The following is a 12709-nucleotide window of genomic DNA, read 5'->3' on the forward strand; positions in this document are numbered from 1 at the left end:
TTCCTCTACTGCTGCTGGCCAGCGGGCTGGGCGGACATCAGGTCGCAGAACTCGTCGAAGAGTCCGGCGGCGTCGTGGGGGCCTGCGGCGGCCTCCGGGTGGAACTGGACGCTGAACGCGGGTCGGTCCAGCAGCCGCAGGCCCTCGACGACCTGGTCGTTGAGGCCGATGTGGCTGACCTCGGCCCGGCCGTAGGGGGTGTCGAAGGAGCCGTCGAGCGGCGCGTCGACGGCGAACCCGTGGTTCTGGCTGGTGATGGCGACCTTCGCGGTGCGGGTGTCGCGGACCGGCTGGTTGACGCCGCGGTGCCCGAAGGTCAGCTTGTACGTGCCGAGTCCCAGGGCGCGGCCCAGGATCTGGTTGCCGAAGCAGATGCCGAAGAGCGGCTTGCCCGCGTCCAGGACGCCGCGCATGGCGGCGACGGGGCCGTCGGCCGTGGCGGGGTCGCCGGGGCCGTTGCTGAAGAACACGCCGTCGGGGTCGAGGGCGAGGATGTCCTCGGCGGTCGCGGTGGCGGGCAGCACGGTGACCCGGCAGCCGCGCTCGGCCAGGCGCTGGGGCGTCATGGCCTTGATGCCGAGGTCGACGGCGGCCACGTGGAAGCGGGTCTGGACGCCCTCGGGCGGCAGGACCTCGTAGCGGGCGTCGGTGCTGACCTCGGCGGCCAGGGCCGACCCGGCCATGCGCGGCTGCTCCTGGATGCGGGCGAGCAGCGCCTTCGGGTCGGTCTCGACGGTGCTGATCGCGGCGCGCATGGCACCCCGGTCGCGCAGGTGGCGGGTGAGGGCGCGGGTGCCGGTGAGGGCGATGCCGACCACTCCCTGGCGGCGCAGTTCCTCGTCGAGGGTGCGCTGGGCCCGCCAGTTGGACGGGATGCGCGCGGGCTCGCGGACGACGTACCCGGCGACCCAGATCCGGCCCGACTCGGGGTCGTCGTCGTTGACACCGGTGTTGCCGATGTGCGGGGCGGTCATCGCGACGATCTGGCGGTGGTACGAGGGGTCGGTGAGGGTCTCCTGGTAGCCGGTCATGCCGGTATTGAAGACGGCCTCGCCGAAGGTCTCCCCGGTGGCGCCGAAGGAGCGCCCGTGGAAGACCCTGCCGTCCTCGAGCACCAGAACCGCCGGTCCGCCGGTTTCCTCGGACACGTTCTCCCCCTCTACCGAACCAGTGCTGACCTGGGTCTTCTCTGTCGTGTTCAACTGATCTTCCCTTCCAGGACGGTCGGAACCCCGCGCAGGAAGGTCGCGCGGACCCGGCCGGGCAGCGTCATGCCGCGGAAGGGGGTGTTGCTGCTCTTGGTGGCCATGGCCGCGCCGTCGACCTCGACGGGGGCCGCCGGGTCGTACAGCACGACGTTGGCGGGCTCACCGGCGACGAGGTCGCGTCCGTGTCCGGAGACCCGTCCGATGCGGGCGGGGGCGGCGGACATGCGGTCGGCGACCTGGTCCCAGGTGAGCAGGCCGGTGTCGACCATCGTGTGCTGGACGACCGCCAGGGCGGTCTCCAGGCCGACCATGCCCATGGCGGCGGTGGACCACTCGGTCTCCTTGGCCTCCACCGGGTGCGGGGCGTGGTCGGTGGCCACGATGTCGATCGTGCCGTCGGCCAGCCCCTCGCGCAGCGCCTGGACGTCCTCGGCCGTGCGCAGCGGCGGGTTGACCTTGTAGATGGGATCGTAGCTCTCGACCAGGTCGTCGGTGAGCAGCAGGTGGTGGGGGGTGACCTCGGCGGTGACGTCGCAGCCGCGGGCCTTGGCCCAGCGGACGATGTCGACGGACCCCTTGGTGGAGACGTGGCACACGTGCAGGCGGGAGCCGACGTGCTGGGCGAGGAGGCAGTCGCGGGCGATGATCGCCTCCTCGGCGACCGCCGGCCATCCCGGCAGGCCGAGGCGGTCGGAGACGCATCCCTCGTTCATCTGGGCGCCCTCGGTCAGGCGGGGCTCCTGGGCGTGCTGGGCCACGACGCCGTCGAAGGCCTTGACGTACTCCAGGGCCCGGCGCATGAGCAGGGCGTCGGAGACGCAGACGCCGTCGTCGGAGAAGACGCGGACCTGGGCGGCGGAGTCGGCCATGGCGCCGATCTCGGCGAGCCGCTCACCGGCCAGGCCGACGGTGACGGCGCCGACGGGGCGCACGTCGCAGTACCCGGCCTCGCGGCCCAGGCGCCAGACCTGCTCGACGACGCCGGCGGTGTCGGCGACGGGGTCGGTGTTGGCCATCGCGTGGACCGCGGTGTAGCCGCCCATCGCGGCGGAGCGGGAGCCGGTGGCGACGGTCTCGGCGTCCTCGCGGCCGGGCTCGCGCAGGTGGGTGTGCAGGTCGACCAGGCCGGGCAGGGCGATCAGACCGTCGGCGTCGAGGGTCTCGGCGCCCTCGGGGGCGTCCAGGTCGCGGCCGACGGCGGAGATCCTGCCGTCGGCGAGCAGGATGTCGACGGGGTCGCCGCCGAGCGCGCGGGCGCGGCGGATGAGGTGCAGTCCGTGGGTGTCGGGCATCGCTGTGTGGTGTTCCTCGTGTTCGGTGTGCGGAAGGTCGGTGCGAGGGCGCGCCGGAACCCGGGCGCGGCGGCCCGGGGGTCGCGGGCGCGCGCCGGGGTGGCCGAGGCGCTCGGAGCGGCCGGAGCGGTCAGGAGCCGCCGAGCAGCAGGTAGAGCACGGCCATGCGCAGGCTCACGCCGTTGGCGACCTGTTCGGTCACGGTGCAGCGCGGCGAGTCGGCGACCTCGGCGGAGATCTCCACGCCGCGGACCATGGGGCCGGGGTGCATGACGATCGCGTCCTGGGGCATGCGCGCCAGGCGTTCGCCGTCCAGCCCGTAGTTGCGGCTGTACTCGCGCACGGACGGGAAGTAGGACTCGGTCATCCGCTCGGCCTGCACCCGCAGCAGCATCACCACGTCGGACTTGGGCAGGACGTCGTCGAGGTCGTAGGAGACCTCGCACGGCCAGGTGTGCACCGAGACCGGCAGCAGGGTGGGCGGCGCGACCAGGGTGACGTGCGCGCCGAGGGTGTTCAGCAGGAGCACGTTGGAACGGGCGACGCGGCTGTGCAGGATGTCGCCGACGATGGCCACCCGCAGCCCGTCCAGGCGTCCCAGGCGGGAGCGCATGGTGAAGGCGTCCAGGAGGGCCTGGGTGGGGTGTTCGTGGGTGCCGTCGCCCGCGTTGAGCACGGAGCCGTCGACCCAGTTGGCGAGGCGGTGGGCGGCGCCGGAGGCGCTGTGGCGGATGACGACGCCGTCGGCGCCCATCGCCTGGAGGGTCAGGGCGGTGTCCTTGAGGCTCTCGCCCTTGGAGACGCTCGACCCCTTGGCGGAGAAGTTGATGACGTCGGCGGACAGGCGCTTGGCCGCGAGCTCGAAGGAGGTGCGGGTGCGGGTGGAGTCCTCGTAGAAGAGGTTGACCACGGTGCGTCCGCGCAGGGTCGGGAGCTTCTTGACCGAGCGGTCGCTGACCCGCGCGAGCTCGGCGGCGGTGTCCAGGACGAGGGTCGCCTCGTCACGGGTGAGGTCGCCGGTGGAGAGCAGGTGGCGCATCAGTCGTCCCCCTCCGCGGCGCCGGGGCGCGGCCGTGCGGGGCCGAGCAGGACCGCGTCGTGTCCGTCGGTCTCGGTGAGGCGGACGGTGACGTTCTCGCGCAGGGAGGTCGGCAGGTTCTTGCCGACGTAGTCCGCGCGGATCGGCAGTTCCCGGTGGCCGCGGTCGACGAGGACGGCGAGCTGGACGGCGCGGGGACGGCCGAGGTCGCCCAGGGCGTCCAGCGCGGCGCGCACGGTGCGGCCGGAGAAGAGGACGTCGTCGACGAGGACGACGACGCGGTCGTCGAGTCCTCCCGCGGGGATCTCGGTCCTGCCGAGCGCCCGCGCGGGGGCGAGCCGCAGGTCGTCGCGGTACATGGTGATGTCGAGGGAGCCGGTGGGCACCTTCAGGTCCTCGACGTGTTCGATCCGCCGGGCGAGGCGCCGGGCGAGGGGAACGCCCCGCGAGGGGATGCCCAGGAGCGTGACGTGCCGGCCGCCCTTGGTGCGTTCGAGCACCTCGTGGGCGATGCGGGTGAGCGCCCGGTTGATCTCGGGTCCGTCGAGGACGGCCCGGGCGCCGTCGGGCACTTCGGGTGACGACGCGGGGTCGGTGGACCCGGTGTCACCCCTCGTCTGATTGCGCGCACGCAAAGTAGTGACTCCTTCCCTGCCTCACTGAACAGGTCGTTAAAGGATGTCGATCGGGCCCACGCTACCAGCGACGACCAGGGACCTTCGAGAGGCGGTCGATCTCAGTCGGTCACGAATGTGACTCTCGTCACATTCAGAGTGGGCGCTTAGTCACCCAAGGGTAGCCGTTTCATGACTGGCCGGATTGGCCCCTTCCAGGGGCAAAACGTGAAAACGCCTGCCAGATCGGGCTTTTCGCCCATGAAATCCGCCCCACTCGCCCCGATCGGTCCACACATGAGAGGTGCCTCACGTACGCACGGTTTGGCCACTGATTCGTCGCGTTTCACACCAACGGCTTGACCTGGAAGCCAGACCCCCCTAGCGTCACTGTCTGTAACCATTGCCGGGTGGGGTTGCACCCCGTGACCACCGATGGACCGCCTGTGCGGCCCGCCGAGGACGAGCGGACGCCTCCCCACCACGCCAGCCACCGTCACGGCCGGGAGCGACAAGAAGATGCCATCCGAATACGCGAAGTCCCTCGGTGCGCGGCTGCGTGCCATCCGCACCCAGCAGGGTCTGTCCCTGCACGGGGTGGAGGAGAAGTCCCACGGGCGCTGGAAGGCCGTCGTGGTCGGCTCCTACGAGCGTGGCGACCGCGCCGTCACCGTCCAGAAGCTCGCCGAACTGGCCGACTTCTACGGTGTCCCGATGTCGGAGCTGCTGCCCGGCGGCGCCGCCCCCACCCCCCTCGGCCCGACGCCCAAGCTGGTCATCGACCTCGAGCGCATGCAGCAGCTGCCGCAGGAGAAGGCCGGCCCGCTGTCCCGCTACGTGGCCACCATCCAGAGCCAGCGGGGCGACTACAACGGCCGCGTGCTGTCCATCCGCCAGGAGGACCTGCGCTCACTCGCGGTCATCTACGACAAGTCTCCGTCGGACCTGACCGAGGAGCTCATCAACTGGGGCGTCCTCGACCCCGAGGCGCGCCGCGCGGTCGACGCCTTCTAGGGCGGGGAAGGTCCTCCCGGCGGTCGGCGGGCCGCCCGGACCCGTACACGAGAACCGGCGATCCTCGGGACGCCGGTTTCTTGTGTGCCCGGCGCCGTCCGGGCGCCCGCCGGGAGCGCGACGGTGGCGACGGCGCACGCGAACGGCGCGGCCAGACGTGGGGCTTCCCCTCCCCAACCTGGCCGCGCCGTCGTCCGTCGGGGGGCAACCCTTCGGACCGCGATCGAACTCCAGTTCGATCGCCACCAGTTAACCCCAGGGCGGGTAACGCGTCAAGCGACGCGCCCGCCGGACACGATCTAGGCTGACGGGGTGGCAGCAGACACCGAACTGCGCGAACTCGCCCCCGCGGCGTTCGCGCACGCCGTCCCCGCCCTCCTCGGGGTGTACGAGGCGGCCATGCGCCCCCCGCCCGAACAACTGCCGGGCCGGGCCTCCGTCATGAACGGGCACACCCGCCACCCGGGGTTCCGCTCGGTGGTGGCGGTGTCCGAGGAGCGCGCGGTCGGCTTCGCCTACGGGTTCCACGGACACGGGGGCCAGTGGTGGCACGACGTCGTCACCGAGGCGCTGCACGCGCGCGGCCGGGCGCGGCTGGCGCGCCGGTACCTGTCCGACCCGCTGGAGATCGCCGAGGTCCACGTCCACCCCGAGGCGCAGAACCGGGGCATCGGACGGGCGATGCTGCACGCCCTGTGCGAGGGGCGGCCCGAGCGCACCGCGGTGCTGTCCACACGCGTGGGACCCACCGCGGCGCGCCATCTGTACCGCTCGTGCGGGTTCACCGAGGTGCTGGGGGACTTCTCCTTCCCCGGCAGCCCGAGTCAGCCCTTCTCGATCATGGCCGCCCGGCTCCCCCTGCGGGCCTGCCCGGGGCGACCTCCCGGTAGATCTCCCTGGTGGCGGTGGACTGGTTGAAAGTGATGAAGTGGATGCCCGGCGCCCCCTCGGCGAGCAGCCGCTCGCACATGCGCTGGGCGTACTCGATGCCGAACGACCGCACCGCGTCGGCGTCGTCGCCGAGGCGCGCGTAGCGCTCGGCCAGCTCACGCGGGAAGGGCGCCCCGGAGAGCTTCTCCGAGTGCGGGATCGAGGCCAGCCTCACCACCGGGAACACCTCGGGGATGATCGGCACCTCGCAGCCGCGCGCGGCCACCCGGTCCCGCAGCCGCAGGTAGTCCTCGACGTCGAAGAACATCTGGGTGATGGCGTAGTCCGCGCCCGCCTCGCACTTGCGCACGAAGTGGTCGGTGTCGGTACCGACGTCGGCCGACCGGGGGTGCTTGTAGGGGAAGGCGGCCACGCCCACGCTGAAGTCGCCGCTCTCCTTGAGCAGCCGGACGAGCTCCTCGGCGTAGGTCAGCCCCCGGGGGTGCCGGACCCACTCGCCGGTCGGGTCGCCGGGAGGGTCACCGCGCACGGCCAGCATGTTGGACACGCCCGCGTCGGAGAACCGCCCGATGAGGTGCCGCAGTTCGGCGACCGAGTGGTCGACCAGTGTCATGTGCGCGACCGGCAGCAGCGTGGTGTCGGTCGCGATCCGCTCGGTCGTCTCCACGGTGAGGTCGCGCGTGCCGCCGCCCGCGCCGTAGGTGACCGAGACGAAGGAGGGGCCGAGCGCCTCGATCTCGCGGATGGCGCGCCACAGCCGCGCCTGGGACTTGGGGCCGCGCGGCGGGAAGAACTCGAAGGAGAACATCGGCTCGCCCGAGTTGAGGAGTTCACGAATCTGACGCGGCCGTGGGGCCGTGTTTCGGAGCCCCGCGGGGCGTGTCGGTGCAGCCAGCATGCGTACAACCTTAGGCGAGCCCCCCTCGCGCATCGAAAGAATCGTCCCACTCCGTGAGACGGACTGTCTCGGATGTGGTCGTGGGCATGCCGGGGACGGGGTGCACCGGGGCTCGTGGGCCTGCGATCATCGGCCGATGGCACGAACGTCCGCCCCGCCCCGGTACGTCCTCGCGCAGCTGCTCAGGTTCGCCTGGCTGCAGTCCCGGGCGTGCGCCTTCGCGGTGTGCATGTTCGCCGGGCTGGCGGCGTCCACGGCGGTGCCCCTGCCCCTCCCCCGCTACGACGCGCTCCTGCTCTACGCGGTGGCGGTGACGGCGGTGTTCTGGGGTCTGCGGCTGGAGAGCGGCCGGGAGATCGCCGCGATCGCGGGCTTCCACGTGGTGGGCCTGGCCTTCGAACTGGCCAAGGTACGGCTCGGCTCGTGGTCCTACCCCGAGGAGGCCTGGACGGTGCTGTGGGGCGTGCCCCTGTACAGCGGCTTCATGTACGCCGCGGTGGGTTCGTACATCGTGCGGGCGTGGCGGCTGTTGGACCTGGGTCTGGTCGGCTACCGGGCCTGGGCGACGACCGCGGTGGCGATCGCGATCTACCTCAACTTCCTCACCCACCACTGGCTCCCTGATCTCCGCGTGCTCCTGGCGGCCCTGCTCGTCGCCGTCACGTGGGGCACCTGGGTGTACTTCACCGTCGGCGAGGCGCGGTACCGGATGCCGCTGTCCCTGTCGTTCCTGCTGATCGGGGTGTTCCTGTGGGTCGCCGAGAACGTGTCCACCCTGTTCGACGCCTGGCGGTACCCGCACCAGGCCCAGGGCTGGGAGTTCGTGCACGTCGCCAAGCTCGGCGCCTGGGCCCTCCTGGTGACGGTGTCCTTCGTCCTGGTCGCCAGCTGGCACCAGACCCGGGGCTCCGGGCCGGAACGCGCGGCGGCGGTGCGTTGAGCCGGGCCCGCGGGCGATCCGCGGAAACCGCACCGGCCGTCCAGGCCAGCCGCTAGTGTGCTGGGTATGGCCCCTTTCGCTTCCTCCGCCCCGTCAGCCTCGCCCGTGTCCGTGATCCGCTCCGCCGTGGACGACGAGCTGACCGCGTTCTGCGCCGCGCACCGGACACAGCTGCTGGAGATCGGCGAGGAGCTGGCCCCGGCCATGGACGCCCTGGAGGCGATGCTCACGGGCGGCAAACGCCTGCGGCCCACCTTCTGCTACTGGGGGTGGCGCGGCGCGGGCGGGGCCGGGGAGGACGGCCGGATCACCCGTGCCGCGGCGTCCCTGGAGTTCCTCCAGGCGTGCGCGCTCATCCACGACGACGTCATCGACCGCAGCGACACCCGCCGCGGGCTGCCCGCCACGCACAAGCGCCTGGAGACGCTGCACGCCGAGCACGGCTGGAGCGGCGACAGCGCGGGGTTCGGCCAGGGTGCGGCGATCCTCATCGGCGACATCTGCCTGGCCTGGTCCGACGAGATGTACCAGGCCAGCGGGTTCGCGCTGGAGACGCTGCAGGCCGGTCGGCCGCCCTTCGACGCCATGCGCACCGAGGTCATGGCGGGGCAGTACCTCGACACCCTGGAGCAGGTGCGCGGGACCGGAACGCGCGAGGCCGCCCTGCGCGTGATGCGGTACAAGTCCGCCAAGTACACGATCGAGCGCCCGCTGCACCTGGGCGCGGCGCTGGCCGGTCGGCTCGACGCCCTGGAGGGGGTCTACACCGCCTACGGCCTGCCGCTGGGCGTGGCCTTCCAACTGCGCGACGACGTCCTCGGGGTGTTCGGCGACCCGGGCACCACGGGCAAGCCCGCCGGGGACGACCTGCGCGAGGGGAAGCGGACCCTGGTCGTGGCCGAGACCCTCGCACGCTCCGCGGACGCCGACGCCGACCGGTTCCGCTCCCTGTTGGGCACGCCGGACCTGTCCGCGGAGTCGGTCGCGTGGATGTGCGGGCTGATCGCCGACTCCGGCGCGCTCAAGGCGTGCGAGGCGCTCATCGAGGAGTACGCCGCTCAGGCGATGGCCGCCCTGGAGAGCCCCGAGCTGGACGCCGGCGCCCGCGAGCCGCTGCGCCGGCTCGTGGTGGCCGCCACGTCCCGGACGCACTGAGTCCGGGGCCGCGCGGCCCGGGACGGACGTCGGGGACGAACCCTACGAAAGTAGGTTGCCGCCCGCTGTTCCCGCCCGATTGAATCGTCGTCATTCGTATCGGGACCACGGGGGGGGACGTCGTCATGTCTGCGAGAACCGCGTCGAGGGGGCCGACGGGGGCGGGTGAGCGGGCGCTCGCACCGGACCTGGCGCGCGGTTTCATGCTGTTGTTCATCGCGCTCGCCAACACGGTCTGGTACCTGTGGGCGGTGCCGATGGGCGGTCTGGGCGCCCACCCGGTGCCCGAGGGGACGCTGGACAAGGTCGCGCAGTTCTTCACCATCGTGGCCGTGGACGCGCGCAGCTACCCGATGTTCGCGTTCCTGTTCGGGTACGGGATCGTGCAGCTCGCCACACGGCAGGAGGCCGCCGGGGCCGACCCGAGGAGCGTGTCCGCCCTCCTGCGGCGGCGCAACCTGTGGCTGCTGGCCTTCGGCTTCGTCCACGCCCTCCTGCTGTGGATGGGCGACGTGCTAGGCGCCTACGGCCTGGCCGGTCTGCTGATGTGCTGGCTGTTCCTCCGCCGCAGGGACACCACCCTGCTGGCGTGGGCCGGGGCGCTCACGGGCGTCCTGGCTCTGCTGTCGCTCCTCAGCCTCGTGCCGCTCGCGCTGTCGCAGTCCGGGGCGGAGTCCTCGACGGCGGACGTCATCGACACGCTGGCCGACAACATCGGCGACCCCTCCCTGGTCGGCGCCGCCCTGGGCCGTGTCACCGCCTGGCCCCTGATCGTCCTCGGCCAGGGCGTGCTCGGGATGGTGGTCCCCACCGTGATCCTGCTCGGGTTCTGGGCCGCGCGCCGCCGGATCCTGGAGGAGCCCGGGCGCCACCTCGTCCTGCTGCGCCGGGTCGCCTTCGGCGGCATCGCAGCGGGCTGGCTGGGCGGCCTCCCGACGGCGCTGACCCAGACCGGGGTCCTGGACTGGTCCCCGGGCGACGCTCTGTCCATGCTGAACGCCACCACCGGCATGATGGGCGGCCTGGGGTACGTCGCGCTGATCGCGCTCATCGCCCACCGGATCCAGCTGCGGGGGCGCGAGCCCGGTCCGGTGCTGACCGCGCTCACCGCCACCGGTCGGCGCTCGCTCTCGTGCTACCTGGCGCAGTCGGTGCTGTGCGCGCCGCTGCTGGCCGCGTGGGGCCTGGGACTGGCCGCGCACCTGACGTCGTGGAGCATGTTCCTGTTCGCGGTCGGGGTGTGGCTGGCGACGGTGGTGTTCGCCTCCACGCTGGAGCGCGCCGGCCGCCGCGGTCCCGCCGAGGTGCTGCTGCGCCGCCTGTCCTACCGGCGTCCCCTCCGGGGCGGGGCCGCCCCGCCCGAGCGGGACGCGGACCAAGAGCGCACCACCCACTGACCGGTAGCCGCAAAAACGCGCGTGCCGTTCGGTGCCCGGCCCGTCCCGATCCCTCAGGATGGGGTGTCATGGGCGACGATCAGATGACAAACCACACCATAGGGGTGACCGGGGCGACCGGGGCCGTCGGCGGACGCGTCGCGGCCCGGATCGCACGGCTCGGGATGGCGCAGCGGCTCATCGTCCGCGACATCAACCGGGCCCCGGAGTACCCGGGCAGCAGCGCGGCGATGGCGGCCTACGAGGACACCACCGACTTCGAGCGCGCCTGCCGCGGGGTGGACACGCTGTTCCTCGTGTCGGCGACCGAGTCGGAGGACCGGATCGACGCGCACACGAGCGCGGTGGACGCGGCGGTCAAGGCGGGGGTGTCGCGGATCGTCTACCTGTCGTTCCTCAACGCCGGACCGGCGGCCACGTTCACCTTCGCCCGGACGCACTTCTTCACCGAGGCGCACATCCGGCTGTCCGGAGTGGCGCACACCTTCCTGAGACCCAGCCTGTACCTGGACCTGCTGCCGCGCTGGGCGGACGAGCGCGGTGTGGTGCGCGGGCCCGCCGGCGACGGCCGGGTCGCCTGGGTGTCGCGCGACGACGTGGCGGACGTGGCGACCGCCGTGCTGACCGACCCGGCGGTGGTCGCCGTGTCCGACGGCGCGACCTTCGACGTCACCGGCCCGGAGGCGCTGACGCTGGGCGCCACCGTGGACAAGCTGTCCTCCCTGACCGGCCGCACCGTGCGGTACGTGCCGGAGACGTGGGAGGAGGCGCTGGAGTCGCGTCGGTCCGGTGGGGCGCCCGAGTGGGCGGTCGAGGGGTGGGCGTCGTCCTACGCGGCGATCGCCACCGGGGAGATGGACGTGGTCGCGCCCACCGTCCCGAAGCTGACCGGGCACCCGGCCCAGTCGATCGAGGGGTTCCTGCGGCGCCACCCGAGCGCGCTGTCGCACGTCGCGGTCTGACTGCTGCCGCGGGCGGTGTCCCCCGAGGCGGTCGACCCGGGGGGTCCCGTTCGGTCGCCGCCGGGGTGCTCGGGGTCGCGACCGCCGAGGGCGTCCGTGGAGGGCGACGGGCGGGCCGGAGCGAAGCGGAGGCCGGGAGCGGACACGGCTAGGCGCGGGCTGCCAGACGGGCGCGCAGCTCGGCGGCGGCCGCCCGGGGGTCCTCCGCCTCGGTGATCGCGCGGACGACCACGACCCGGCGGGCACCGGCGTCGAGGACCCGGTCGACGTTGGACAGGTCGATCCCGCCGATGGCGAACCACGGCTTGTCCGTGTCCAGCGCGGCGGCCCGCTCGACCAGTTCCAGCCCGGCGGCGGGCCGGCCCGGCTTGGTGGGGGTCGCCCAGGTCGGGCCCACGCAGAAGTAGTCGCTGCCGAGTTCCGCGGCGGAGGCGGTCGCGGCGCCGATGTCGTTGTTGGAGCGGCCGATGACCGGGTCCGCGCCGATGATGTCCCGGGCCATGGGGACCGGCAGGTCGCGCTGGCCCAGGTGCAGGACGTCGGCGCGCACCGCGCGGGCGATGTCGGCCCGGTCGTTGACCGCGAGCAGGGCGCCGTGCCGCTCGCAGGCCTCCCTGAGCACCTCCAGGGCGGCGATCTCCTCGCGCGCCTCCAGGCCCTTGTCCCGGAGCTGGATGATGTCCACGCCCCCGGCCAGGGCGGCGTCGGCGAACTCGGCGAGATCACCGCGCTCACGCCGGGCGTCGGTGCACAGGTACAGAAGGGATGCGTCCAGGCGCTTGCGCAGGCTGGTTCCGTGGCTGGTCCTCACGCCGACCAGCCTAGGGCCTGTGCCGCGGAGCGCCCAAGGGACGGTCCCCGACGGCGCGCCTCCTCAGAAGGCCAGGCTCTGCGCCCGGCGGCGGACCTCGGTGCCCCGGTTCTCGCGCATGGCCTGGATCGGCGTGCCCGGAAGGGTGTCGTCGTGCGTGAACAGCCAGCGCAGGGCCTCCTCGGTGGAGAAGCCCGCGTCGGTGAGCAGCACCAGTGTCCCCGGAAGACCCTTGACGAGGTCGTCCCCGTCCAGGAACGCGGCCGGAACGGACAGCTCTCCGGAGCGGACGACGCCCATCATCCGGTTCTCCCGGATCAGCTGCTTGATCCGGTTCGGGCTCACGCCCAGCGGCGCCGCCGCCTCCCTGAGAGTCAGCCACTCGCCGACCAGTGCGTCGATGTCGGATTCGCGTTGTGTCACGTTTCCAATCTGCCATACCGGCGAGGGGCCCGGACACCCTCGCCGGGAGGGCCCGACGCGTGCCC

The 12709-nt window shown here is 72.6% G+C and carries 13 protein-coding genes; 6 read left to right on the top strand and 7 right to left on the bottom strand.

The annotated features are described in order from the left end of the window. Positions 1-5 precede the first annotated feature (5 nt). The 4 genes from carA to pyrR form a co-directional block, all read right to left on the bottom strand. A complete protein-coding gene (gene carA / locus ACIBFB_RS25015; protein WP_397234240.1) occupies positions 6-1148 on the bottom strand; it encodes a glutamine-hydrolyzing carbamoyl-phosphate synthase small subunit in 1143 nt (380 codons plus the stop codon). A 50-nt stretch (positions 1149-1198) separates the two neighbouring features. Beyond that, the gene (locus ACIBFB_RS25020) at positions 1199-2500 is read right to left on the bottom strand and encodes a dihydroorotase (RefSeq protein WP_397234182.1); all 1302 of its coding nucleotides are present in this window, start codon (positions 2498-2500) and stop codon (positions 1199-1201) included. 130 nt (positions 2501-2630) lie between these two features. Continuing rightward, complete coding sequence (locus ACIBFB_RS25025; protein ID WP_397234184.1) at positions 2631-3539, bottom strand: aspartate carbamoyltransferase catalytic subunit; 909 nt, start codon at positions 3537-3539, stop codon at positions 2631-2633. Then, on the bottom strand, positions 3539-4174 hold the full coding sequence (gene pyrR, locus ACIBFB_RS25030; protein WP_397234186.1) for a bifunctional pyr operon transcriptional regulator/uracil phosphoribosyltransferase PyrR: 636 nt from the start codon (positions 4172-4174) through the stop codon (positions 3539-3541). The genes ACIBFB_RS25025 and pyrR overlap by 1 nt, the downstream gene beginning before the upstream one ends. 498 nt (positions 4175-4672) lie before the next feature. On the opposite strand from pyrR, the gene ACIBFB_RS25035 reads away from it, so the two are divergent. Further along, entirely contained in the window at positions 4673-5167 is a 495-nt protein-coding gene (locus ACIBFB_RS25035; protein ID WP_017576791.1) for a transcriptional regulator, read from the top strand. A 312-nt stretch (positions 5168-5479) separates the two neighbouring features. After that, positions 5480-6085: a GNAT family N-acetyltransferase gene (locus tag ACIBFB_RS25040; RefSeq protein WP_397234189.1), complete on the top strand. Its 606-nt coding sequence runs from the start codon at positions 5480-5482 to the stop codon at positions 6083-6085. Here the strand turns inward: ACIBFB_RS25040 and metF are convergent. Continuing rightward, entirely contained in the window at positions 6006-6866 is an 861-nt protein-coding gene (metF, locus tag ACIBFB_RS25045) for a methylenetetrahydrofolate reductase [NAD(P)H] (RefSeq protein ID WP_397234242.1), read from the bottom strand. The two genes, ACIBFB_RS25040 and metF, sit on opposite strands and share 80 nt — an antisense overlap. 226 nt (positions 6867-7092) lie before the next feature. Between metF and ACIBFB_RS25050 the strand changes: the two genes are divergently transcribed. The 4 genes from ACIBFB_RS25050 (at position 7093) to ACIBFB_RS25065 (ending at position 11410) form a co-directional block, all read left to right on the top strand. Continuing rightward, positions 7093-7896: a DUF817 domain-containing protein gene (locus ACIBFB_RS25050; protein ID WP_397234191.1), complete on the top strand. Its 804-nt coding sequence runs from the start codon at positions 7093-7095 to the stop codon at positions 7894-7896. Positions 7897-7962: 66 nt separating this feature from the next. Further along, positions 7963-9051, top strand: a complete 1089-nt coding sequence (locus tag ACIBFB_RS25055) for a polyprenyl synthetase family protein (RefSeq protein ID WP_397234193.1) — start codon at positions 7963-7965, stop codon at positions 9049-9051. A gap of 125 nt (positions 9052-9176) precedes the next feature. After that, positions 9177-10448: a DUF418 domain-containing protein gene (locus tag ACIBFB_RS25060; RefSeq protein WP_397234195.1), complete on the top strand. Its 1272-nt coding sequence runs from the start codon at positions 9177-9179 to the stop codon at positions 10446-10448. A gap of 68 nt (positions 10449-10516) precedes the next feature. Next, positions 10517-11410 carry an SDR family oxidoreductase gene (locus tag ACIBFB_RS25065; RefSeq protein ID WP_397234197.1) on the top strand — a complete coding sequence of 298 codons (894 nt, stop codon included), beginning with the start codon at positions 10517-10519 and terminating at the stop codon, positions 11408-11410. Between the two features lie 148 nt (positions 11411-11558). Here the strand turns inward: ACIBFB_RS25065 and thiE are convergent, their stop codons facing one another. Further along, entirely contained in the window at positions 11559-12221 is a 663-nt protein-coding gene (gene thiE / locus ACIBFB_RS25070; protein WP_397234199.1) for a thiamine phosphate synthase, read from the bottom strand. A gap of 63 nt (positions 12222-12284) precedes the next feature. Then, positions 12285-12644 carry an Rv2175c family DNA-binding protein gene (locus ACIBFB_RS25075; protein WP_397234201.1) on the bottom strand — a complete coding sequence of 120 codons (360 nt, stop codon included), beginning with the start codon at positions 12642-12644 and terminating at the stop codon, positions 12285-12287. Positions 12645-12709: the final 65 nt, after the last annotated feature.

It is taken from the genome of Nocardiopsis sp. NPDC050513, assembly GCF_044457925.1.
GTDB lineage: Bacteria > Actinomycetota > Actinomycetes > Streptosporangiales > Streptosporangiaceae > Nocardiopsis.